15 protein-coding genes are annotated in these 21394 nt (G+C 61.0%); 6 read left to right on the top strand and 9 right to left on the bottom strand.

The genetic code is table 11. From position 1 onward, the window contains the following. Positions 1–219 precede the first annotated feature (219 nt). Entirely contained in the window at positions 220–2652 is a 2433-nt protein-coding gene (locus XX99_RS06010) for an ABC transporter permease (protein WP_050058495.1), read from the top strand. Between the two features lie 146 nt (positions 2653–2798). Here the strand turns inward: XX99_RS06010 and XX99_RS06015 are convergent, their stop codons facing one another. From XX99_RS06015 to XX99_RS06050, 8 genes are all read right to left on the bottom strand, one after another. Then, a complete protein-coding gene (locus XX99_RS06015) occupies positions 2799–4118 on the bottom strand; it encodes an alkaline phosphatase family protein (RefSeq protein ID WP_050058496.1) in 1320 nt (439 codons plus the stop codon). A 381-nt stretch (positions 4119–4499) separates the two neighbouring features. Next, positions 4500–6461, bottom strand: coding sequence for a hypothetical protein (locus XX99_RS06020; RefSeq protein ID WP_050058497.1), 1962 nt, complete (start codon positions 6459–6461; stop codon positions 4500–4502). Then, the gene (locus XX99_RS06025; RefSeq protein WP_082125295.1) at positions 6458–7234 is read right to left on the bottom strand and encodes an HAD family hydrolase; all 777 of its coding nucleotides are present in this window, start codon (positions 7232–7234) and stop codon (positions 6458–6460) included. The genes XX99_RS06020 and XX99_RS06025 overlap by 4 nt, the downstream gene beginning before the upstream one ends. Before the next feature lie 122 nt (positions 7235–7356). Next, positions 7357–7635: a helix-turn-helix domain-containing protein gene (locus XX99_RS06030; RefSeq protein WP_050058498.1), complete on the bottom strand. Its 279-nt coding sequence runs from the start codon at positions 7633–7635 to the stop codon at positions 7357–7359. A gap of 70 nt (positions 7636–7705) precedes the next feature. Beyond that, a complete protein-coding gene (locus XX99_RS06035) occupies positions 7706–8329 on the bottom strand; it encodes a CvpA family protein (RefSeq protein WP_050058499.1) in 624 nt (207 codons plus the stop codon). 13 nt (positions 8330–8342) lie between these two features. Further along, complete coding sequence (locus XX99_RS06040; protein ID WP_050058500.1) at positions 8343–9236, bottom strand: phosphoribosylaminoimidazolesuccinocarboxamide synthase; 894 nt, start codon at positions 9234–9236, stop codon at positions 8343–8345. Positions 9237–9451: 215 nt separating this feature from the next. Further along, the gene (gene smc / locus XX99_RS06045) at positions 9452–13384 is read right to left on the bottom strand and encodes a chromosome segregation protein SMC (RefSeq protein ID WP_050058501.1); all 3933 of its coding nucleotides are present in this window, start codon (positions 13382–13384) and stop codon (positions 9452–9454) included. Between the two features lie 612 nt (positions 13385–13996). Continuing rightward, positions 13997–14716, bottom strand: a complete 720-nt coding sequence (locus XX99_RS06050; protein WP_050058502.1) for an SDR family oxidoreductase — start codon at positions 14714–14716, stop codon at positions 13997–13999. Positions 14717–15138: 422 nt separating this feature from the next. Between XX99_RS06050 and XX99_RS06055 the strand changes: the two genes are divergently transcribed. Beyond that, the gene (locus XX99_RS06055; protein ID WP_050058503.1) at positions 15139–16422 is read left to right on the top strand and encodes a tetratricopeptide repeat protein; all 1284 of its coding nucleotides are present in this window, start codon (positions 15139–15141) and stop codon (positions 16420–16422) included. Positions 16423–16552: 130 nt separating this feature from the next. Then, positions 16553–17248, top strand: coding sequence for an MgtC/SapB family protein (locus tag XX99_RS06060; protein WP_050058504.1), 696 nt, complete (start codon positions 16553–16555; stop codon positions 17246–17248). On the opposite strand, the gene XX99_RS06065 is transcribed toward XX99_RS06060, so the two are convergent. Continuing rightward, positions 17232–18482, bottom strand: coding sequence for an acetate/propionate family kinase (locus tag XX99_RS06065; protein WP_050058505.1), 1251 nt, complete (start codon positions 18480–18482; stop codon positions 17232–17234). The genes XX99_RS06060 and XX99_RS06065 overlap by 17 nt on opposite strands. 68 nt (positions 18483–18550) lie before the next feature. Here XX99_RS06065 and XX99_RS06070 point away from each other — a divergent pair, with 68 nt between their 5' ends. From XX99_RS06070 to XX99_RS06080, 3 genes are all read left to right on the top strand, one after another. Then, a complete protein-coding gene (locus tag XX99_RS06070) occupies positions 18551–19264 on the top strand; it encodes a UdgX family uracil-DNA binding protein (RefSeq protein WP_231581167.1) in 714 nt (237 codons plus the stop codon). Positions 19265–19333: 69 nt separating this feature from the next. Next, positions 19334–20272 (top strand): alpha/beta hydrolase, encoded by a 939-nt coding sequence (locus XX99_RS06075; protein ID WP_050058506.1) that lies wholly within the window; start codon positions 19334–19336, stop codon positions 20270–20272. A 30-nt stretch (positions 20273–20302) separates the two neighbouring features. Further along, a complete protein-coding gene (locus tag XX99_RS06080) occupies positions 20303–21097 on the top strand; it encodes an NIPSNAP family protein (protein ID WP_050058507.1) in 795 nt (264 codons plus the stop codon). The last annotated feature ends 297 nt before the right edge of the window (positions 21098–21394 follow it).

Raw genomic sequence — 21394 nt, forward strand, 5'->3', positions numbered from 1 at the left:
CCGAAGGCGCGGGTCACTCGAGATAAAGTTCAGTGTCGAGTGTTCGAGAACGGACATGCAAGGGGAGGAGTGATCACCGGTAAGCCTGACCTGGGAGCTTTCGCACAAGCTATATCACTGATGAGCGATATCTTAGGCTTTGACGCGGTTTGGCACACTGCATGCTTGCGTACCAAACAGTGTTCTCGTTCCCTGAGGCACTGTCCCTGAGAGGCGGCTATGGCAGGAATGCTTCAGGATACGCGCTTTGCCTTGAGGCAACTGCGCAGGAATCCCGGATTCACGATTGCGGTTATGGTGATGCTGGCTGTTGCCATCTGCGCGAACAGCACGGTCTTCAGCTGGATCAACGGAACCATGCTGCATCCGATTCAGGGAGCGCGGCAAACCGGTGAACTGGTGAGCGTGATGCGAGGAGCGTGGAGCATCTCGCCGCCGCCGCCCCTCTCTTATCTCGACTATCGCGATCTGAGAGAGCAGAATCAGAGCCTGACTGGGCTTCTTGCCTATCACGCTGACTGGATCACGTTGACCGGTGCGGGAGCTGCGCCGGAACGCATTTATATCGGGAATGTGTCAGCGAACTTCTTCGACGTGCTCGGAGTGAAGCCTCTGCTGGGGCGGTTCTTTTTGCCTGAGGAAGAGACGCGGCCCGACGCCCAGCCGTATGTCGTTCTCGGCTATTCAATATGGAAGACGCGCTATGCGTCAGACCCGCAGATTGTGGGTAAGACGATCGAGATCGCCCGGCATCCTGTGACGGTGATCGGCGTAGCGCCGGAGGGGTTTATCGGGGCGGCGCCGGGGCTTCGGGACGATGCGTGGCTGACTCTGAACCCGCTTGGGACGAACGAGTATCGGCTCACGCATCGCAGCATCGACTTTCTGATTGTGTTGGGAAGGCTGCGGCCGGGAATGAGCCGCGAGCAGGCGACGAAGGACCTTGAAACGATCATGCGGCGCATCGTGGCCGCCTATCCGAACGATCACCTGGGAACGAACACCATCACGCTGGACCCGATGTGGCGATCGCCGTTTGGCGCGAATGGCTACATGGCCGCCACGCTGCCCATCCTGCTGGCTATCGGTGGAGTGGTGCTGCTGCTGACGTGCGCCAACGTAGCTACGCTCACGCTGGTTCGGTTCGTCTCGCGGCGGAGGGAGATTGCGATTCGCCAGTCGCTGGGGGCGCAACGCTTGCAGCTGGTGCGGCAGATGGTGCTGGAAGGCGTGATTCTCTCAGCTGGTGCGGGAGCGCTGGCTCTGTTGCTGACGTCGTTGACGGCGAAGACATTCGCTCGATTTTTTCCTGCAAGCTCGATTCCCATTGTGCTGAACGGAAGCGTGGATCAAAACGTGGTGCTGGGCATCGTGGTATTGGCGGCTCTGGCCAGCGTGCTATCCAGCGTGTTTCCGGCGTGGCGGTCTTCGCACGTCCCTGCGTCTGAGGCGCTCAAGGATGAGTCGTCAAGCATCTCAGGAGGTTCGCATAACCGGCGGCTGCTCAGCGGCCTGGTGGTGGCGCAGATCGCACTTTCGCTGGCGCTGCTGGTGATTTCCGGCTTGTTTCTGCAGACGCTGCGCCATCTCGCAGCGGGCGACCCCGGGTTCGAGCAGGACCATGTGTTGACGGCGTCTGTGGGACTGTATACCGCCGGCTACTCCAGCGACGAAGTGGATGCGATCGGCCACAAGATTCTCGACCGAGTAGCGGCATTGCCGACCGTAACAGTTGCGTCGCTTACCGACTGGATGCCGATGAGCCTCACGCGGAAGACGGATGATATGTATCCAGAGGGCTATGCGCCACGCCCGCATGAATCGCTCGAGGTGCAACATGCCGAGGTGACGCCTCGATACTTCGAGACGCTGGGCGTGCCTATCCTCGAAGGGCGCGACTTCGCACAGTATGACAACAGAGAGGCTCCACTGGTTGCGATCGTGGACGAGACAGCCGCGAAACGCTTTTGGCCCGGGCAGGACCCGGTCGGGAAGAGGCTCCATATTGGGGACGGCATTGCCGCGGTCGTTGGCGTGGTGAAGAACACGAAGCATGAGTTTATGAACGAACGCCCTGCGCCGATGGTCTACATGAGCTACTTCCAGCGAGGTTCTGAGACCATTGTGCAGGTGAGGACGCAAGGCAATCCGAACGACATAGCTCCGGCGGTGGAGCGCGCAATCCACGAGATCAATGGGCAGGCACCGGTGTTCGACGTGCGCACCATGCGCGTGACCACGCAGATGGCGACGCTCTTCGCCGTCATGCAGAGCACGTTTGCAGGCATCTTCGGTGCGATCGCGCTGCTCCTCGCAACGACCGGCATCTATGGTGTGGTGGCGTATCGCACCGCATTTCGCACGCACGAGATCGGCATCCGCGTCGCACTCGGCGCTTCACCCGGCAACGTCCAGAGGCTTGTTTTGTGGCAAGGGCTTTCGCTCACAGCTATCGGACTTAGTTTAGGTTTGGCGCTCTCGCTCAGCGTCACGCACTTCATTGCCGCGTATCTCTACGGGGTGGGAGCCAACGATCCTCTGACGGTCATCGTGGTAGTGGTATTGCTTGGGGCGATGTCGGTTCTCGCATGCTACTTTCCCGCGCGACGCGCGTCGCGCGTCGATCCCATTGCTGCAATACGGGCGTCGTAAACGAAAGCGGCTTCGCGCCGAAGTTGAGCAGTAGCCGTAGGTGTGGGGTTGCCCTAGTCTGACGGTATAAGCGATGCCGAATGCATCGCCAAGATTCTTCGCTTTGTTCAGAATGACGAGCAAATTCGACCGTCGTTGTGATTGCCTTAGAGCGTCTGCCAACCTTCCATCAGATCCGAGATCAGCATCCTGTAGAAGTCGTAGCTCTCGTTGTCGATCTCGCTGGCCAGTTCGAATAGTCCGCAGGGCGTAGGGATGGGCGGCGTGATGACGGGCAGCGCCGGCACCGAGGTGTCGGGCTTGCTGAAGTTGAGCACCTGCGCCAGGTTGCCGATTTCGTTCGACGCATCGCGCGGGGTGAGCGGCGGCAGGTTGTAGCGCCACTCGATCAGCTTCAACACCGAGGTGTGATCGTAGACAGTAGAATCGATTCGCGGCGTGGCCGTGTTTCCGCGCGTGAAGGGCGATACGACAATGGTGGGCACGCGGCAGCCGAGCAGCGTCTTGCCGTTCACGATGTCGGTATCGACGTCGTTGGCGGCGACCACGCGCGGCGGCGTGACCGTGTCGTAGAATCCGCCCCATTCATCGCGATTGAAGATCAGGACTGTATTGGCCCACTTCGGTCCGCCCGTTACTGCGCGGTAGATCTGTCCCATGAAAGCTTCGCCGGCGCGCAGGTCGGCGTGAGGATGATCGTCATTGCCGCCGCCGTCATCGAGGATGGTGTAGCGGGGATCGACAAAGGAGACCGCAGGCAGTGTACCGGCCGCGGCATCGGTCAAAAACTGCGCGAAGGGAGCGGAGATGCCCAGGTACTTCACTCCCCAGAGCGCCAGGAACGGCACATTGGAGTAGTAATACCTGCCGCTTACGCCGGCCGCTGCAAGGTTGTCCCAGATCGTAGGTAGGGTTGAGATGTCGAGGGTGTTGGTGAGGCGGTCTGTCTGCGCAGCGTGCTGGAAGACGCGATTCGGAAAGGTCGACGAGAGGATCGAGGCGAAGTAGTTATCGCAGGTGGTGAAGTTGCGGGCCAGAGCGCTGAAGAAGGGAAGCTGGTCTTCGACGTAATAGCCAATGGAGAAGGTGTCGTTGGTGGTGGTGCGCAGCCATCCATCCATCTTGCCGTTGTCGTATTCGCTTCTGCCGCCGGCGTAGGAGTGGTCGGGATCGGGGTGCGCGCAGCCGACGTAAGTGGTGAGCTGCTGGGTGGGATGGGCCACGCCCTCACTATCGAGATAGCTGAGCCCGGCCTGGCGGCCGTTGGCTCCGGGCAGCCAGCCGAGCAGATGATCGAAGCTGCGGTTTTCCATCATCACTACGATGATGTGGTCGATCTGCGAGGCGGAGGGCGACGGCAGCTCCTGAGCTTCACTGGTGGTGGCGCCGGTAACGGCTCCGGCGAGGGCTGCCGCGGATGCGGCCCCGGCTACATTGCGCAAAAAATCCCTGCGGTTCACGCTCATCTCGTCTCCTCCTCTGCAATCGGACGCTGAGCGAAGGGCGGAAGGCCGAGTCTCCGCGCCTGCTCCCGTGAAGAGATGCGAACGCGTGTGAATGTCAGGTCAATGCCGGGTAAAAAGCGGGCGGGGTGAAAATGGGCGGAGGCGGCGCGGATGCTATTCCGCTATTCCAATGAGCCCCTTATAGCCGTCATTTTGAGCGTAGCGAAGAATCTCAGCGCTGCTAGTACGCAGACTGCGCTGAGATTCTTCCTCCCGTTGGTCTTCAGAATGACGGGGTTGGTTTATGGGCGGGATCTGTTGGTCTCCCACATCTCAAAGGCGAGATGTGGGGCACCCGTCAATATGGTGCTTAACACGAAGAGAACTCCAAATCGACCCGACTTATTCATGAACCGGCAGGATCATCATGCGGCCTGCCTCTTCCCGGTGCGTGTGGCGGATGACGTGTGGCGTGATGACGACGATCAGCTCCGAGACGTCATTTTCGGTGTTCTTGTTGGTCGTCGATTGGAAGCCGGGAAGCTCGCTGAGTCCGGGCAGGCCGGCGATCGCAGCAGACTGCGTCTTTGAGACGCTGCTGACCACCACGGCGCTGGAGTCTTCCTTGAGGGTGATGATTGCCTTGTACTCCTGATTTTCAAGCACCGGGATGCCGTTGAGCGAGGCGCCCTCGAGCGAGGTGATTGTGAAGTCGAGGTTGAGGGTAACGTCGCGATCTTTTTGAATATACGGCTTGACCTTGAAGGTGAGGCCGAGGTCCTGGTACTGCACCTGCGGAATGACCTGATTGCTGGCCGAGCTCAACGCCGCAGAGCTTATGCCGAGACCGGACAGGGTGCTGGACAGGCCGGCCGAGGAGAGCCCTGGGATGTTGACCGGCGAGGCAGCCAGGCTCGAATACGTCGAGGTGACGATAGGGAAACGGGTGCCGCTCTTGATGGTCGACTCTTCCTGGTCGAGCACACGCAGGTTCACCTGGTCGAGAGCGCGCGAGTCGGAGGAATTCAGCATCAGGTTACCGCTCACCGAGCCCGGCGAGATACCGGTCAGAGAGAGACCGTTACCAAAGGTGGCGAAGGGCTGGCTCAGTACAGTGCTGCCGACTTGTCCTGAGGCGATGAGAATCGCCGCGATCGCCTCAAAGTCGCCAGCGCTGGCCAGACCGCTGGAGACGATCTGCTGCACCAGGCTCTGATTGCCCGCCAGCACGCTGTTGAGCTCAGTAGGAATGTTGAAGAGCGAAGTCTGCGTTGGCAATTGCACACCGACATTGACAGTGCGCATCTTGGCGATGCTGTAGAGGCGTATATCCAATGCGACTTCGCTGTGTCCCTCCAGCAGCTCGGAGAGCGTGGCATTGAGAGCCGCCAGCTTGACTGCGGGGGCGCGCAGCGTGACCGTGCCTCTGGCAGGAGCTGCGATGGCTTGCTGGGCCTCGAAGATGTTCTTGGCCACGTTCACCATTTCCGTCGTCTCGGCGGAGGTGAGGCCGGGGAAATAGACGGTTTCGACCGACAGCCGTTCGAACTCGGCGCGCTTCTCCTTGGTGTCGGCGGCAACCAGCGCCCGTTTGGGATCGAGAGGCACGAAGAAGGTGTTGGTGACCAGGTTGAGCATGTGCCGCGCCTGGTTGAAGTCGATGTCATCGGCGTCCAGGCGCGTCTGCTGGTTTTTCACCGAGCTGTCGAAGCTGGGCGTGATGCCATAAGCCGTCAGCACCTGGCGGATCAAGTCATTCGAATTGGTGTGGAGATGAAAGCTGAGGCGCTTCTGCTGCGGCGCAAATTCGATGGGCGGAGCCGCGGCCTCTTCTTTTTCTTCTTCCTGGGGATAAGGCTGCGCAGTCTGGGGCACGGATTCACGCGCGATCTCATCGAGGTGCTGCGCCAGCATGGGATTTTTGGGATCCAGGCGAAAGGCCTCGATCAGATCGGCGCGCGCCTCATCGGGATGGTTGAGGATCTTCGCCTTGTCGGCGGCCTGAATCATCTCCGTGGCTTCATGCTGCAGGACGATCTCGTGGGATTCCTGAAATTGCTGGTTGCCGGGATCGAGTGCGACGGCCCGCGCGAATTCGGCCTCCGCCGCCTTGAGATTGCCGCGCTCCAGCTCCTTCGCGCCGTCAAGATAATGTTTCTCGGCCTGCTGCCGGGTGCGTGCCGAGGGGGGCTTTTGCGGAGCGGTCCTGTCTGTATCCGCAGCCGCCGTTCCTGAAGTTGCCGCAGGAGTTGTTACAGGAATCGTCGCAGGCTGCGGCCTGTCTTGCGGAATGTTCTGGGCGCTGGCGAGACCGCAGCCCGCGGAGAGCGCGATCGCGAGGACGACCTGGCGGCGGTGCTTCATTCGGGATTTGTTTCGACGGCGGCCAGCAGCGCTTTCAGCGTGGTGCAGCAGACTTCCGGCTCGTGCTCCATGAGCTGATCGAAGCTGTAGTTGCCGGTCGCGACGGCGATGGTGGGCAGGCCGTTGGCGCGCGCAGCGGAGATATCGGCCGGGGTGTCGCCGATGACGCAAACCGTGGCCTCGGGACCGGCATGCTCGCGCGCCACTTCCATGGCATGAGCGATCATGTGCGAGCGGACATCGTAGCGGTCGCTAAAGCCGCCGAAGGTGAACCAGTGGCGCAGGCCCAGGACTTCGATCTTAAGCCAGCCGATGGATTCGAGGTTGCCGGTGGCGACGCCGAGCGCGCCGCCCTGGCGTTGGAGATAGGCGAGCGTCTCTTCGACGGCCGGCATCATCACCAGTTTCATCTCGGCGCGGCGGGCCGCTACATCGATGCGCATCTGCTCGAGGATCGACTCCAGGTGCGGCTGCCAGTGCTGGTCTTCGAGCTTGGCCAGGCGGAAGGCATCGCGCAGGATGCCGGGATCGGTATTGCCGCTGACGATGACCCCGTCGAGCACCAGATCATGACCCAGCACCGAGCGCACGCTCGAATAAAACGAGTTGAAGTGGATGCGGTCGCGGCTGCGCAGGAGCGTGCCGTCGATGTCGAAAAGATAAGCGCCCTGCCGGTCCCAGGCAAAGCCGTCCTGGATGAAGACACGGTCTTCCGCGGTTTCATACGCGAAAGCGGGAGGCGGAACAATTTGCTGCGTCGATGAAGAGGTCACTCTGCGTTCGTCCTTACTCACTAGACTAAAGCAGATTGGCCGCCCCCGAGGGTTTTCGCATCAACTCCGTACCGGCGCCGGGCTGGATTGAAGCAACGCGAATTCCGGGACGGCCCGGGTCCCTAGCGGACCATCTGCTTGGTCTCGAATACAGGACGTTCGCTGCGCGGCGGACGCTTGAGCCCGCTGCGAATTTGTGCCGGATCGATTTCCAGCTCGGCGATGGTGCGGCTCAGTGTGTTGCGGTGCATGCCCAGTTCCTTGGCGGCCTTGCACTGGTTTCCCCTGTGATGCGCCAGCACTTCCATCAGAAAGCGCCGTTTGAACTCGCGCACACCGTCGGCGTAGGTTACGCCGTTGGCGTGCATCTGGGTCACAAGGTTATCCAATTCACGCTTCACACATACCTCTTTCTGGCGTCAGTTTTCATTCAGAGTGTTACCGTGACACAAACCATCTTGCCCCGGGCTGTTATGAAACTGGCGGCGCACTGGCTTCGGCCAGCTCTTTTTTGTCTAAATACAACCGTGGAGCGTAGAGCGGGGGCCCAGGGAGCGCTTCCGCCGATGGCCGAAGCCATGGCGGTTGTGCATTACGAATGATGGTGACGCCCTGGCGAATACGCGCTCCAAATTCGCTCGGCGTCACTATCGAAGCCTGATGCGCGGCCGTCAAAAAATAAGGCGCCAGCCGCGACTGCCGAAACCATGTGGCCTGAGGAAGGAAGGCGGCGACGATCAGCACCGCGACCGTAATCAGGACACATCCCTTCACGAATCCAAAAACTGCGCCGACTATGCGGTCGGCCCAACCCAATCCCACCGAATGCACCGACCAGCGGACCAAGCGTCCCAGCAGGCCGGCCAAAATCATTACGGCCATCGCGATGGCGATAAAACTGATCGCCTCAGATGCCGGCGTGTTGTGAATCCAACGCGCCACCCAGGGTAAAAGCTTCTGGTAATTCCAGCTTGCCAGCAACAACCCCAGCACCACGCCGGCCAGCGAAAATACTTCGAGAAAAAACCCCTTCTTTGCCGCCGACAGCACTGAAACCAGAAGAATAATTACGATCAACCAGTCGATCAGCGACATCCCCATCCTTGAACTAAATCGAGAGAGACTTGCCGGTCAGCAACCGGTAGGCCTCGAGATACTTCTGCTGCGTGCGCGCGACGACTTCGGACGGCAGTGCAGGCGCGGGGGCCTGCTTGTTCCAACGGATGCTTTCGAGATAGTCGCGGACGAACTGCTTGTCGAAGGAAGGCTGCTGTTGGCCAGGCCGGTGCTGGTCGCGAGGCCAGAACCGCGAGGAGTCTGGCGTCAGCACTTCATCTGCAAGGATAATCCCTTCGGCGGTGGTGCCGAACTCGAATTTTGTGTCGGCGAGAATCAATCCGCGCTCTTCGGCGTAGGCCGAGGCCTTGCTGTAGATGGCCAGACTCAGGCTGCGCAGCCGCTCCGCGCTCTGCGCGCCGACCCGCGTCACCATCTCATTGAAACCGATGTTGATGTCATGCTCGCCGTCCAGGCTCTTGGTGGCCGGCGTGAAGATGGGCTCGGGGAGGCGGTCGCCTTCACTGAGGCCGGCGGCCAGCGGAATGCCGCACACCGCGCCGGTAGCCTGGTAGTCCTTCCATCCTGAACCCGAAAGATAGCCGCGCACCACGCATTCGACGGGGAACATCTGCGCCCGCTTCACCAGCATGGAGCGGCCGGCGAGCTCATCCTTGTACTCGCGCAGCTCGGCGGGGTATTGATTCACATCCGCCGTCACCAGATGGTTTGGAACCATGTCTTTGAGGAAGTCGAACCAGAAGAGCGAGAGCTGGGTGAGCACCTTGCCTTTGCCGGGGATGCCGCTGCCCAGTACGTGATCGAAGGCCGAGATGCGATCGGTCGCAACCAGCAGAAGATATTCGCCGACAGAATAGAGATCGCGGACTTTACCGCGTGCGTGCAGCACCAAATCGGCAAATTCGGTTTCGATGAGAGCGGACAACGTGGGGGCCTTCCTGAGATGAGACTGAGTTTCGATTCTGAATCGGGAGGCGCGCTTTGTCAACGCAACATAAATGCGCGATTGACGCGGTGTTTCGGCGTCCTGTCACGCGGACTTATGGGCTGTCAAGAGCGAAGCAGGCGCTTCGCCCTGAAAGACGAAAATTCCACAGGTTACCGAAACGCACTTGCCAAAACGGGCCTGGGAGGTGGCGGCTACGCGGTAGCGCGGCGCTCCTGCTCCCGATTCTGATCGCGGCTCTGGCCGCCCAGGCGCACGCTGACCAGCTTCGAAACACCCGGCTCCTGCATGGTGACGCCGTAGATCAGGTCCGCGGCGGTCATCATGCGCTTGGAGTGGGTCACGATGAGGAACTGCGTATCGCCGGACATGCTGTGCAGAAGATCGGCAAGACGGCCCACGTTGGTTTCGTCGAGCGGCGCATCCACTTCGTCCAGCACGCAGAAGGGGCTGGGCTGGTATTGGAAGATGCCGACCAGCAGCGACAGCGCAGTCAACGCTTTCTCTCCGCCGGAGAGCAGCAGCACGTTCTGCAGCTTCTTGCCAGGCGGCTGCGAGACGATATCGATGCCGCTGTCGATGGAGTTCTCCTCGTCGGTCAGCCGCATGAAGGCCTGGCCGCCGCCGAAGAGGCGCGAGAAGGTGACGCTGAAGTTTTCGTTGATGCGGACGAAGGCTTCATCGAACTTGGTGCGCGAGATCTGGTCGATCTCCTTGATGGTGGCGTGCGTGTTCTCGATGGAGTCGAGCAGATCCTTGCGCTGCGTCTCCAGGAATTCGTGGCGCTGCGCCGTCTCCTTGTACTCCTCAAGGGCCATCATGTTGACCGGTCCCATGGCTTCGAGCTTTTGCTTGAGGCCGCGGCAGGCCTCGTCTTCCGTCGATAATGCTTCGCCTTCGATGCGCACCAGCTCGGTCTCCTGGCGGAGGATCGCTGCCTCGGCTCCGAGATCGTTGATGCAGGTCTCTTCGAGGTGGGTGAGCTCGGCGGCCAGGGTAGCAGCGCGCGAGCTGCGAGCACTGCGCGTCTCACGCAGCGTGTCGGTCTCGGCGCGCAGCGTCTTGAGCTGCTGATCGATCTTAGAGACGCTCTCACGCAACGTCTTTGCTGCTTCGCTGATGCGGGCGATCTCTGCCAGCGCCTGCTCGCGAACCGCCGTCAGCTGCTCGCGATTGGCAGCCAGCTGCTCGTTCTCGCGCGTGCGCTGTTCGTTTTCGGCGAGGGCCGAGGCCAGCTGCTGCTCGGTCTGCTTGACGCGGTTGGCGAGGTCGACATACATCCGGTCGATGCGGGCGAAGGCCGCCTCTGCACCGCGGCGGCGTTCTTCGAGACCGGCCAGTTCCGCCGAGACCTGTGCTGCCTGTTGCTGCGCGGCCTCGCGCGCCTGGCGAAATCCTTCGACCGCGCGCTGCAGCTCTTCGAGGCTGGCCTCAGCGGCCAGGTGCTGGGCCTCGATCTTCTGCGCCTCTTCCTGCTTCTGCTCGATGAAGGACTGCTTCTGCCCGCGTGCGTCCTTGTTGCGCTCGTTCTGCAGCGTCCAGTCCTGCAGGCGGCGTTCGAGGCGCTGAACTTCGGAGTCCATCTGGCGCAGGGCAGCGGATTGGTTCGCGCTTTCGCGCTCGGTATTGCGGCGCTCTTCGCTCTGCACATCGAGCTGGCGCGTGAGGTCGGTGAGTTCCTTGGTCAGCGTGGCCGCGGTGATCTCCGCCTGCCCGAGCTCCTGCTCGACTTTCTCCAGCTTCTGCTGCGTCTCGCGAAGTTCGCGCTTGATCGCCAGCGGACCTCCGGCGCGCGGTTTGCCTCCGGTGACGGTGACGTTGTGGAAGCACTCGCCGGAGGGCGCGAGGAAGAAGGCATTCGGATTTTCCAGGGCCAGTGTCCGGGCCGTATCCGAATCGGGTGTCACGTAGCCATCGCGCAGTTTGGGCAGGATCACTTCGAGCGAACGGCCGAAGCCGTCGAGCACGCGGATGCACTCTTTCAGGCGAACCACGCCCTGCTGCTGGTCGTAACTCTGAATGGTGTTGTCGCCGGCGAACGAGAACTTGGCCTGCGAGTCTTCGGGATGAACGAGGAAGGTGGCGCGGCCATCGACATCGGTTTTGAGCAGGCGCATGCCTTCGTGGGCAGCATCCCAGCTCTTCACCACGATGTAATTCAGCTCTTCGCGCAAAAATTCGTCGACGACGTTTTCGTACTGACCGTTCACTTCGAGGAAGTCGGCGAGCGTGCCCACCGGGGCGAGGCCGCCGCCGAGCGAGTTCGAGCGGAAGAGCTTGCGGACGGTGTCGGTCGAATAGCTGTGCTCGCGGATCAAGGCATCGAGCGAGTTGCGCCGCCCGGTGAGGGTGGCTTGTTCGGCGCGCAGCTGATCGCCGCGGCGCTTGGCCTCGGTCTCCTCTCCACGCTTGACGTTGATCTGGTTGCGCAGCGCCGCAATCTCGGCTTCGAGGCTCTTCAGCTGCTCGGTGACCGATTCGAAGGTGAGCGAAGCCTGTCCGCGCTCCGCACCCAGCGCTTCGAGATCGCGCCGGGCCGCGTTCATCTCAGTCGAGAGGCGATCGGCGTCGCGCTCCAGCGCAGCCAGCGATTCCTCGGCCTGCGTGGCCTGGTTGCGGATCATGCCCATCTGCGAGAGCAGCTGCATGGCCTGGCGGCGCGAGCCCTCGGCGCGCTGTTCGGCGCCGGAGACCGCTGCTACCGCTTCGCGAGCCTGTTGGTGGCGGACCTGCGCCTGTTCGCGGAAGCCCGCTGCTTCTGAGGCCGCGGTTTCGAGGAAGCTGCGGTGCGAATCGCGCTCGGCGGTGAGGCTGGCCAGGTGCTGCCGCGCCTGCTCCAGCTCTGCGCTGCCCGCGGCGGTGCGTGCTTCGAGTTCGGCGATGCGCTCCTGGTTGGCTTGCTGGCGCGAGGCTGCGCGCTCCAGCTCGACCGCGGATTGGCTGGCGCCGGCCTGCGCTGCTTTGGCTGCTGTATCGAGCTCATAGCCCTGCGCAACCTGCGTCGCATGCTCGCCGTCGAGCTGTTCGATGTTCGCCCCGTGCTCGTCGATCTGCGCGGTCAGCGTGGTAATTGCTTCGGTGACTGCGGATTGCTCGGTATCCAGCTGCGTGATCTTGCTGGCCAGCACCACACGCAATCGCGCGCGCATCTCGTCGCGCAGTGCGGCGTAGCGCTCGGCCTTCGCGGCCTGGCGCTTCAGCGATCCCATCTGCCGCGTTACTTCTTCGAAGATGTCGTTGACGCGAGCGAGGTTCTGCTTCGATTGCTCAAGGCGCAGCTCGGCGAGGCGTTTCTTGGTCTTGAAGCGGGTGATGCCCGCGGCCTCTTCGATGATGGAGCGGCGGTCGTGCGGCTTGGAGCTGAGCAGCTGGCCGATGCGCTCCTGGCCGATGATGGCGTAGGACTCCGGCCCAAGGCCCGTGCCCATGAAGATGTCCTGAATGTCGCGGAGGCGGCAGAGCTTGCCGTTGAGCAGGTATTCGCTGTCGCCGGTGCGGAAGAGCCGGCGCGTGACGACGATCTCACCGTGCTGCGGCGTCTTCTGGAACTTGCGGCGGCGAATCTTGAGCACCACACCGCTGCCGGCTTCGGGAGAAGCAGAGGCCTCGGCTTGCGGAGCGGCTTCGCCGTTCGCAGCGGCTGCTAGGCCGGGATGGACATCGCCCTCGGTTCTAGAATGAACTTCGCCTTCGGCCTTCGCCTCGCCCTCGATGACTTGCCCGGGCTGCGATTCGGCGATGATCTCTTCGACTTCGGCGGCGCGCTCGGCGCGGAATTTCTCCTCGTCCCAGTCGGCGTCCATCTCGTTCTCGATGACGATCTCGGGCTCTTCGAGCAGCGGGCCGCCGGCATAAGCTTCGGGATCGATCAGCGTGATGGTGACCTCGGCCATGCCGAGTTGCTTGCGGTCGCGGGTTCCGGCAAAGATGACGTCTTCCATCTTGCCGCCGCGCAGGCTCTTGGCGCTCTGTTCGCCCAGCACCCAGCTCACGCCGTCGAGGATGTTCGATTTGCCGCAACCGTTGGGACCAACCACCACGGCGATGCCCTGGCCGGGAAGCGACACTTCGGTGCGATCGCAAAAGGATTTGAAGCCCAGAATCTGGATTTTTTTCAGCTTCAGCATACGGATTTGACTCCTTCCTTCCGCAGTGGAGGTCTGCCTGGATGGCCAAAATTCAGGCCGTCAATGAAGAAACTCTAGCCGCCACACCCTAAGGGGTCAACATGGACACCCCAACATCTTGTGGATAAGCCGTCCCTAACTCAACCATTAGTTCCGCTTTGCGGATTCAGGCCCGATTTGCACACAAACAGGTGCATTTACGCCGCACGCAAACGCCATTCTGCACTTCGGTTGTCGTAGGAAATCACCAGAGACTTTCAGCCTAGTCCTCGAAAAGGGGAACGGCAAGGGGACGGCGAGAGGGAATCCGGGGAGTTTCTGGCCGGGAACGGCGCTACAGCACGATCAGGATGACGGCGAAGATCGTTACTTTGGCGACCCAGGGGAAGACGGTTTTGGGAGACAGGCTCAGGCGTCCAGAGCTAAGGGAGGTTCGAGAAGGCCGATTCCGATAAATGGTTGGGGAAAGCCGTTTCATATAAAAATGGTGTCGTTCTGCGCCGAAACGTTACGAACGAACGCCATGCGACCAAGATGCTCCTAGCTAGTAGACGCTGGCTGATAGACGTTTGGATCAACGCTTCCGTTTCGGGCTGCTGGTCGGGCTGTTAATCAGGGCTTTCGGAGCGGTCTCACCTTGACTTCGCTTACAAATGATTGCGGAGATTGAGTGACGATCATGGCGACGACATGGGCCACATCCTCCGGTTGGACCTTCCAGCTTCCATCCTTGCTGCCTCCGCCAAACTCGGTGTTAACGGAACCGGGAGCGACCGCCGAGACGCGGATTCCGTACTCGCGCAGCTCTTCGGCGACGGAATAGGTGAGGCCGTTCAGTCCCCACTTCGAAGCGGAGTAGGCGGCTCCGTTCTTGAGCGGGTTATGACCCGCCAGCGAGGAGATGTTGACGATGTGGCCGGCGCGCGCCTCGATCATCAGCGGCGCGAAAGCGCGGATCATGAGGTAGGGGCCGCGGAGGTTGGTAGATATCATCTCGTCCCAGGCCGCGGGCGAGGTCTCGTGCAGGGGCTGGCCGGTAATGCCGATGCCGGCGTTGTTGACCAGGATGTCGCAGCGGCCGAAGCGCTCCTTTACCGATTGTGCCAGGGCGGCGACGGAGGATTCCTCGCGCAGATCGAGCGGCGCAGGCTCGGCGCGGCCACCGGCGGAGGCGATCTCCTGCTGCACAGCGGCCAGCTGCTCGCGGTCGCGCGCTGCCAGCAATATCATGGCGCCCATCGATGCGAGGCGCTTGCTGACTGCGGCTCCAATGCCTTTTCCTGCTCCCGTAACCAGGGCGATTTGCCCGTCAAGCGTGTTCCTATGGCTCATTCGTTACTCCTCTTCAAAACTATTGTTCTATAGTGGGGAAGCGTGAAGCGGGATAGGATGTGCGGCAGAGCTTCTAGAAGACTTTTAACCGGCGCAGTCAACAGTTCGGTTTCACATCGCATCCCATGCTTCGTGATTCCTGGCAGGTTGCTTCCGGCCTGGGGCAAATTTGGGAGCGCGTGAATCCGGAAGGAAAGTTTCATAGCAAGAGAGCTGCTGCACATTCCAAGACGTTTGAAGTCACCAATAAACTGTTACTTGTCATAGGAAGCCGCTGGTTTCTATAATCCAGCAAATATCGCTTTGGTGAAGTATCACTCCATAGTCGGAATATGATTGGCCTCCGCCGATAGAGAATTTTTCCGCACGTGGCTCGCACTCGCGAATGCAATATTTTTTAGGAATCTCCTTAGGAGCGTTGAATGAAGAAGGTCGTTTTTGCGTCGCTGCTGGCGTTTGCGTCCAGCACCCTTGCCTCGTTGCCAGTCGCTATGGCGCAAGATTCGGGTTCTCAATCCGGTCAGATCACCATCAAAGACCCGGCGGAATACAACGCCTACACCAATGCGATCGGGCAGTCCGCCCCAGCAGCCAAGGCCGCGGCCATCGAGAGTTTTCTCCAGCAGTATCCCAATAGCGTGGTGAAGGCCGAGATGCTGGAGCAGCTGGTGGGCGCCTACCAGGCCACCGGCGATGCCGCAAAGACCTTCGACGCTGCCAAGCGTCTCCTGCAGGTCGACCCCACCAATCTGCGCGCCCTGACCTTCGTGGTCTATGTCGGCAAAGCTCAGGCGAGCGGCGATCAGGCCAAGCTGGATGATGCCGCGGCCAATGCGCAGAAGGGTCTGACCTCGACGAAGCCGGCCAGCATGAGCGACGCCGACTACCAGAAGCTCAAAGATCTGGCCACCCCGATTTTCTACGACGCTATCGGCGCCGACGATGTCGCCAAGAAGGATTACAAGGACGCGATCACCGCATATACCTCGGAGCTGGGTGCCTATAAGGATCCGGCCCAGACCACGCAGAACCCGGCGCTCGCCGACACCTATTATCTCGGCAACGCCTATGTCCAGGAAGATCCGAAGGATCTTGTCAACGGTATCTGGTACCTTACCCGCGCGGCGCAGTATCTGCCTGAGCCCTACAAGACCACGGCCGAGAAGGCAGCCGAATATTGGTACACCAAGTACACCGGCAAGATGGACGGATTCGACCAGGTCAAGCAGCTGGCGCATGACAACGTCACCCCGCCTGCCTCCTACAAGCCGGTACCCGCGCCGCCCCCGCCGTCTCCGCAGGAGCTGGCTCACCAGGCCATCGTCGGCACGCCTGATCCTTCCAAGCTCGCGCTGGGCGATCAGGAGTACATCCTGTCGAACGGCAGCACGGACGATGCCCAGAAGGTCTGGGGCGTTCTGCAGGGCAAGACCACGCAGATCCCTGGCGTTGTGATCTCGGCGACGGCCGATTCCGTACAGCTTGCTGTTTCGGACGATGCCAAGCAGTCGCAGAAGGCGGACTTCACCGTCAACATGAAGGCTTCGCTGAAGGACGTTCCGGCGACAGGCTCGACGGTGACCTTAATCGGCACCTTCGACTCTTACACGCAGAATCCTCCGATGATCATCATGAAGGACGGCGAGGCGAAGCCCGCTGCGAAGCCACCGGCACGTCGGCCCGCGCACCGTCCCAGCAGCAACTAAGACGGTCTCAACTCAACCCGCGAGAGGCAGCCATAACGGCTGCCTCTCGTTTTTTGCGTATGGCTTCTAAGGTACATATTTGTTTGCGCTCCGCGCGCGGGTTGCATCCTAACCGCGCAGGAGCTGTGAAATGCCTGTTACGCTTTCCTGGCAACAAATTGCACTTCGCATGGCGTGTGCATTTTTCGCAGGAGGTCTCATCGGCGTTAACCGGGACGGGAAGGGCCGTCCGGCGGGCATGCGTACTACGGTGCTGGTCTGCCTGGCCGCATGCGTGGCCATGCTGCAGGCCAATCTGCTGATGAACAGCACGGGGAAGACGCCAAACTCCTTCGTGGTTCTCGATCTCATGCGCCTGCCACTTGGCATCCTCACTGGAATCGGCTTCATCGGCGCGGGCGCGATCCTTCGCCGCGGAGATACAGTGCTAGGAGTCACCACCGCCGCCACGCTCTGGATGGCTACGGTGATGGGCCTCTGCTTCGGCGGAGGACAGCTGTTGCTGGGGGGCGCCGCCGCGGCTCTGACCCTGGTGACCCTGTCGGGTCTCAAGTGGCTCGAGCACCGGATGGATCAGCAGCATCGGGGCAAGCTGACGGTGACCTTCAACGGATACATCTTTTCGGAAGACCGCCTGCGCCACCAGTTGCGAGCCGGCGCACTGCACATTCATTCCTGGTCGGTCCTGGCCGCGCCCGAAGCGCAGGAAACCACGGTCGAGTGTGAACTGCGCTGGCAGCATCCGTCGCGCGATCCCTTCCCGCCGGATATCGTTCCCGAGCTGCAGCGCTCTTCGGGAGTGACGCAGGTCAACTGGCAGGGCTGATTTCAGCCAGCCTCGCGCCACAGCACTCGTGCGCGATCTGCAATCCCTCTTCGACCGGAATCACCCATGCCTGCAGCGGCGAGTTCTCCGTCGACAACCGGCCTTCGATATCGATGAGCGTGCGATTGGCCTCGGCATCGACTTCCAGGCCGCACCAGCGCAGGCTGTCCCCCACGCGGTCGCGGAGCAGCGTGGTATTTTCCGCGATGCCGCCGCCGAAGATCACAGCATCCGCGCCGCCCAGCGCTGCGAGATATCCGCCCACCGCCTTGCAGACGCGATAGGAAAACATGTCGAGCGCGAGCTTGACCCTGGGATCGGTGTCGTAGTGCTTGATCAGCACGCGGGTATCGAGCGATTTGCCGGAGACACCGAGCAGTCCGGATTTTTTGTTGAGCAGCGTCATGACTTCATCGAGTTCGAGATGCTCTTCGCGGATCAGCAACGGAATGACGGAGGGATCGATGTCGCCGGAGCGCGTGCCCATCATCAGTCCCTCCAGCGGAGTCAGCCCCATGGTGTTGTCCACCGATTTTCCGTCGCGGATCGCAGTCACCGAACAGCCGCTCTCGAGATGCATGGTCACCAGCGTGCATTGCTCCTGTGGCTTATGGACCAGCTCTGCATAGCGCCCCAGCATGTAGCGGTGCGAGATACCGTGAAAGCCGTAGCGGCGGATGGCATGCTTCCCGGCGAGGTCGAGAGGAATCGCATAATGTGAGGCATGGTCGGGGATGGTGCGGTGAAAGGCCGTATCGAAGACCGCGTAGATGGGTTTGTTGCCAAGCTTCTTCCGGATTGGATCGAGAATTTCGACTGAGCTTTTGTTGTGCAGGGGAGCGAGCTTTTCGAGATCGACGATGCGGCGCTCGACTTCTGCGTCGACCAACGCTGGCGCAGTGAAATGAAGGCCGCCGTGAACCACCCGGATGCCCACGCAATCGATCTCGTCGAGCCTGGGCAGGTCTTCCGTTAGAGGGCCTTCGAGCGGCAACAGGCCTTCGAGCCATCGGAAAAGGCTGGTGACCGCGTCGCCGTAGTCCGCGGCTTCGATGGACTCGGTGTGCACGATCTTCTTCCCCTGATACTTCGAGAGCTTCGGGCTCTTGCCGATGCCCTCGATGATCACGCTGATCAGCTTGGTTCCGGCAAAGGCATGCTGTTGCTGCGGCTGGCAGACGATGATCTCCGCCTTGAGGGAGTTGCCACCGGGATTCATGACCAGGATGTTCATTATGTTCCTCGTGCCTACTCGCACCTGACTGATGGGATGCTTCATGATCGGGAGCCGAAGCTGATTGGATGGCACGACTCACGATCACTTCAGAGCAGTCTCACGCATCCAAGCGCGATATGTGTCCAGCGAAGCCTCCGGCTCGATCGGCCCGGCAATACCTGCCGGAAAAGATCACGCTCCACGCGCTGCAAGAAACGGCGAAGGGTTGCCGTGGATGCGATCTCTATCGCGATGCCACGCAGACGGTCTTCGGCGAGGGCCAACGCGGCGCGGAGATCATCTTTATCGGCGAGCAGCCCGGCGATCAGGAGGATATTGCCGGCAAGCCCTTCGTCGGACCGGCGGGAAGGCTTCTGGATACTTGTATGGAGGCCGCGGGCATCGACCGCAAAGCGGCGTATGTGACCAATGCCGTGAAGCATTTCAAATGGGAGCCGCGCGGCAAGCGGCGCATTCACAAGAAGCCGAGCATGCGGGAGATTGCGGCCTGCCGTCCGTGGCTGGATGCCGAGGTGGAGGCGGTTTCTCCGAAGCTCATTGTCTGCCTGGGGGCGACTGCGGCGCAGGCTCTGCTCGGCAGTAGCTTTCGGGTTACGCAGGAGCGCGGCACGATCAAAAAGGTGGAGGGATATCCTCCTATCCTGGCGACCGTTCATCCCTCTTCGATTCTTCGCGCTCCCGATGACGAGACGCGGAAGAAGGAGACGGAGTTATTTATCGCCGATCTGAAAATCGTAGCCGGTCATGTTGCGGGAGCGCAGAGCAAACGTGCCGGCTGAAGAGGGAAGCGCGACTTGCCGAGCGGTGCTCAAGCTGCGATGATTTCTTCGAATCCCAAAGGAATCTGAATGCGAAAGCTTTTGCTGCTCACTGCTGTCACTCTGGTTTCAATCTCTCTCTTCGCACAAAAGCCCGCATGGGAGCCGGCTCCGGGCCACCTCACCATTGCCCTCTGGCCGCACGGCGCGCCGGGTGCGCCGTCCAGTGCGGCGTCCGGCAACGGTCCGGAGGTCGATACTACGACGGCGAAAGACCGGCTGATCGCAGGGCAGCCGATCGTTCGCCTGGGCAACGTTTCCACGCCGACCCTGACTCTTTATGAGCCCAAGGGCAAGAGAACCGGCGCGGCCGTCATTGTCTTTCCGGGAGGCGGATATCAGATTTTAGCCATCGGTCTCGAAGGTACCGAGGTGTGCGACTGGCTCAACTCGGTGGGGATCGCCTGTATTCTGATTAAGTACCGGGTGCCGAACACCGGGCCGTATCCGAAATCTCCCGCCGCTCTTCAGGATGCGCAGCGAGCCATGAGTATCGTTCGTGCTCATGCCGACGAGTGGCATATCGACGCGAATCGCATCGGCGTGCTGGGTTTCTCGGCCGGCGCGCACCTGGCCGCTGCTCTGAGCACGCATTTTGAGAAGCGGCTCTATGATGCCATTGACGCGTCCGATGAAGTCAGCTGCCGGCCGAACTTCGCGGTCATCATCTATCCCGGTTACCTGGCGCTTGCCGAGAAGGACTTCGAGCCTAATCCGGAGATCCACGTCACTGCTGACACGCCGCCGGCGTTCATCTTGCAGGCCGAGGACGATCCGGTTCACGTGGAGAACGCGATTACGTATTTCATGGAGCTGAAGAAGGCGAAGGTTCCTGCCGAGCTGCATATTTACGCCGAGGGCGGCCACGGATACGGGCTGCGGCGCACCGAGCTTCCGGTGACCGCGTGGCCGCAGAGCGCGGAGGTCTGGCTGCATACAATTCACGTGTTACCGGGCCCGGTACAGTAGACTCGCGGTTGGACGCCTTCAGGAGGGCCAGTGCAAAGACGGGAATTCGTTACCTCATCGTTGGCCGCCGTTGCTGCGGCCGGAGGCACCATGCTCAAGGCTGAGAGCGGGGACTCGCCCTCGCGCGAATATTACGAGCTGCGCAAATACCGGCTGTCTTCCGGTCCGCAGATGAAGCTCGCCGAAGACTACATTGCGAATGCGCTGATACCGGCGCTGAACCGGCTGGGCCTCGCTCCGGTAGGCGCGTTCTATCTCACCATCGGTCCGGAGACGCCGACTCTGTACCTGCTCATTCCCGGCAGCAATCTCCAGACGCTGGTCACGGCCGAGCTGCAGCTGGCGAACGACGCCGCATTCATGAAGGCCGCCGAGCCCTTCTGGAGTGCTCCTGCTGCGCAGCCGGCGTTCGATCGCGTGGAAAGCTCGCTGATGGCCGCCTTTTCGGGATGGCCCAAGCCCACGCCTCCGGCTGCAGCAGCACGGCAGGGGAAGAGAATCTTTCAACTGCGCACCTACGAGAGCCCCAGCAACCGGGATCACGTGCGCAAGGTGGAGATGTTTCATCACGGTGAGTTCGAGATCTTTGCGCGAGCCGGCTTCGGCCAGGTGTTTTATGGCGACACCCTGATCGGGCCGCGCCTGCCCAACCTCACCTACATGCTGACCTTCAACGATCTTGCCGATCTGGATGCCAAGTGGGAGAAGTTCGGCGCCGATCCGGAGTGGCAAAAGCTGAAATCGCTGCCGCAGTACGCCTTCGAGCCCATCGTCAGCAACATCACCAATCTCATCCTGACGCCCACCCCGTTTTCCCAGATTTAGTTCCCGCAAGATAGCTTTCGTCCTGCACCCGGTGATTCATCCCGGGTGCGGCCTTCGCGCCAGCGAATGTGCTGAGAGAGCCTCGCAGAGCCAAATTTCAGTAATGCCAATGTCAAGTACCCAAACTTTGGTAACAAAAGTAATCTATTTGGCTTGTATTGATGTTACTTTGAGACAGAAATCCCCCAGAAGTTACAAGATTGTCCAGAACTGACGATAAGTGTGTCGGGGTGGCACACTTTCGGTCCCAGACCGCGTCGGGCCATGCAGCAGTTCGCAACGCGATTGCTGTGCCGG

Origin of the sequence: Silvibacterium bohemicum, from assembly GCF_001006305.1 — a bacterium.
In the GTDB taxonomy this organism is placed as follows: domain Bacteria; phylum Acidobacteriota; class Terriglobia; order Terriglobales; family Acidobacteriaceae; genus Silvibacterium; species Silvibacterium bohemicum.

Excerpts from the sequence above, each read along its gene's own strand:
- XX99_RS06055 (WP_050058503.1), top strand. The coding sequence starts at position 15,139 with ATGAAGAAGGTCGTTTTTGCGTCGCTGCTGGCGTTTGCGTCCAGCACC.
- XX99_RS06050 (WP_050058502.1), bottom strand. The coding sequence starts at position 14,716 with ATGAGCCATAGGAACACGCTTGACGGGCAAATCGCCCTGGTTACGGGA.
- XX99_RS06035 (WP_050058499.1), bottom strand. The coding sequence starts at position 8,329 with ATGTCGCTGATCGACTGGTTGATCGTAATTATTCTTCTGGTTTCAGTG.
- XX99_RS06065 (WP_050058505.1), bottom strand. The coding sequence starts at position 18,482 with ATGAACATCCTGGTCATGAATCCCGGTGGCAACTCCCTCAAGGCGGAG.
- XX99_RS06060 (WP_050058504.1), top strand. The coding sequence starts at position 16,553 with ATGCCTGTTACGCTTTCCTGGCAACAAATTGCACTTCGCATGGCGTGT.
- XX99_RS06015 (WP_050058496.1), bottom strand. The coding sequence starts at position 4,118 with ATGAGCGTGAACCGCAGGGATTTTTTGCGCAATGTAGCCGGGGCCGCA.
- XX99_RS06075 (WP_050058506.1), top strand. The coding sequence starts at position 19,334 with ATGCGAAAGCTTTTGCTGCTCACTGCTGTCACTCTGGTTTCAATCTCT.
- XX99_RS06070 (WP_231581167.1), top strand. The coding sequence starts at position 18,551 with ATGGCACGACTCACGATCACTTCAGAGCAGTCTCACGCATCCAAGCGC.
- XX99_RS06010 (WP_050058495.1), top strand. The coding sequence starts at position 220 with ATGGCAGGAATGCTTCAGGATACGCGCTTTGCCTTGAGGCAACTGCGC.
- smc (WP_050058501.1), bottom strand. The coding sequence starts at position 13,384 with ATGCTGAAGCTGAAAAAAATCCAGATTCTGGGCTTCAAATCCTTTTGC.
- XX99_RS06020 (WP_050058497.1), bottom strand. The coding sequence starts at position 6,461 with ATGAAGCACCGCCGCCAGGTCGTCCTCGCGATCGCGCTCTCCGCGGGC.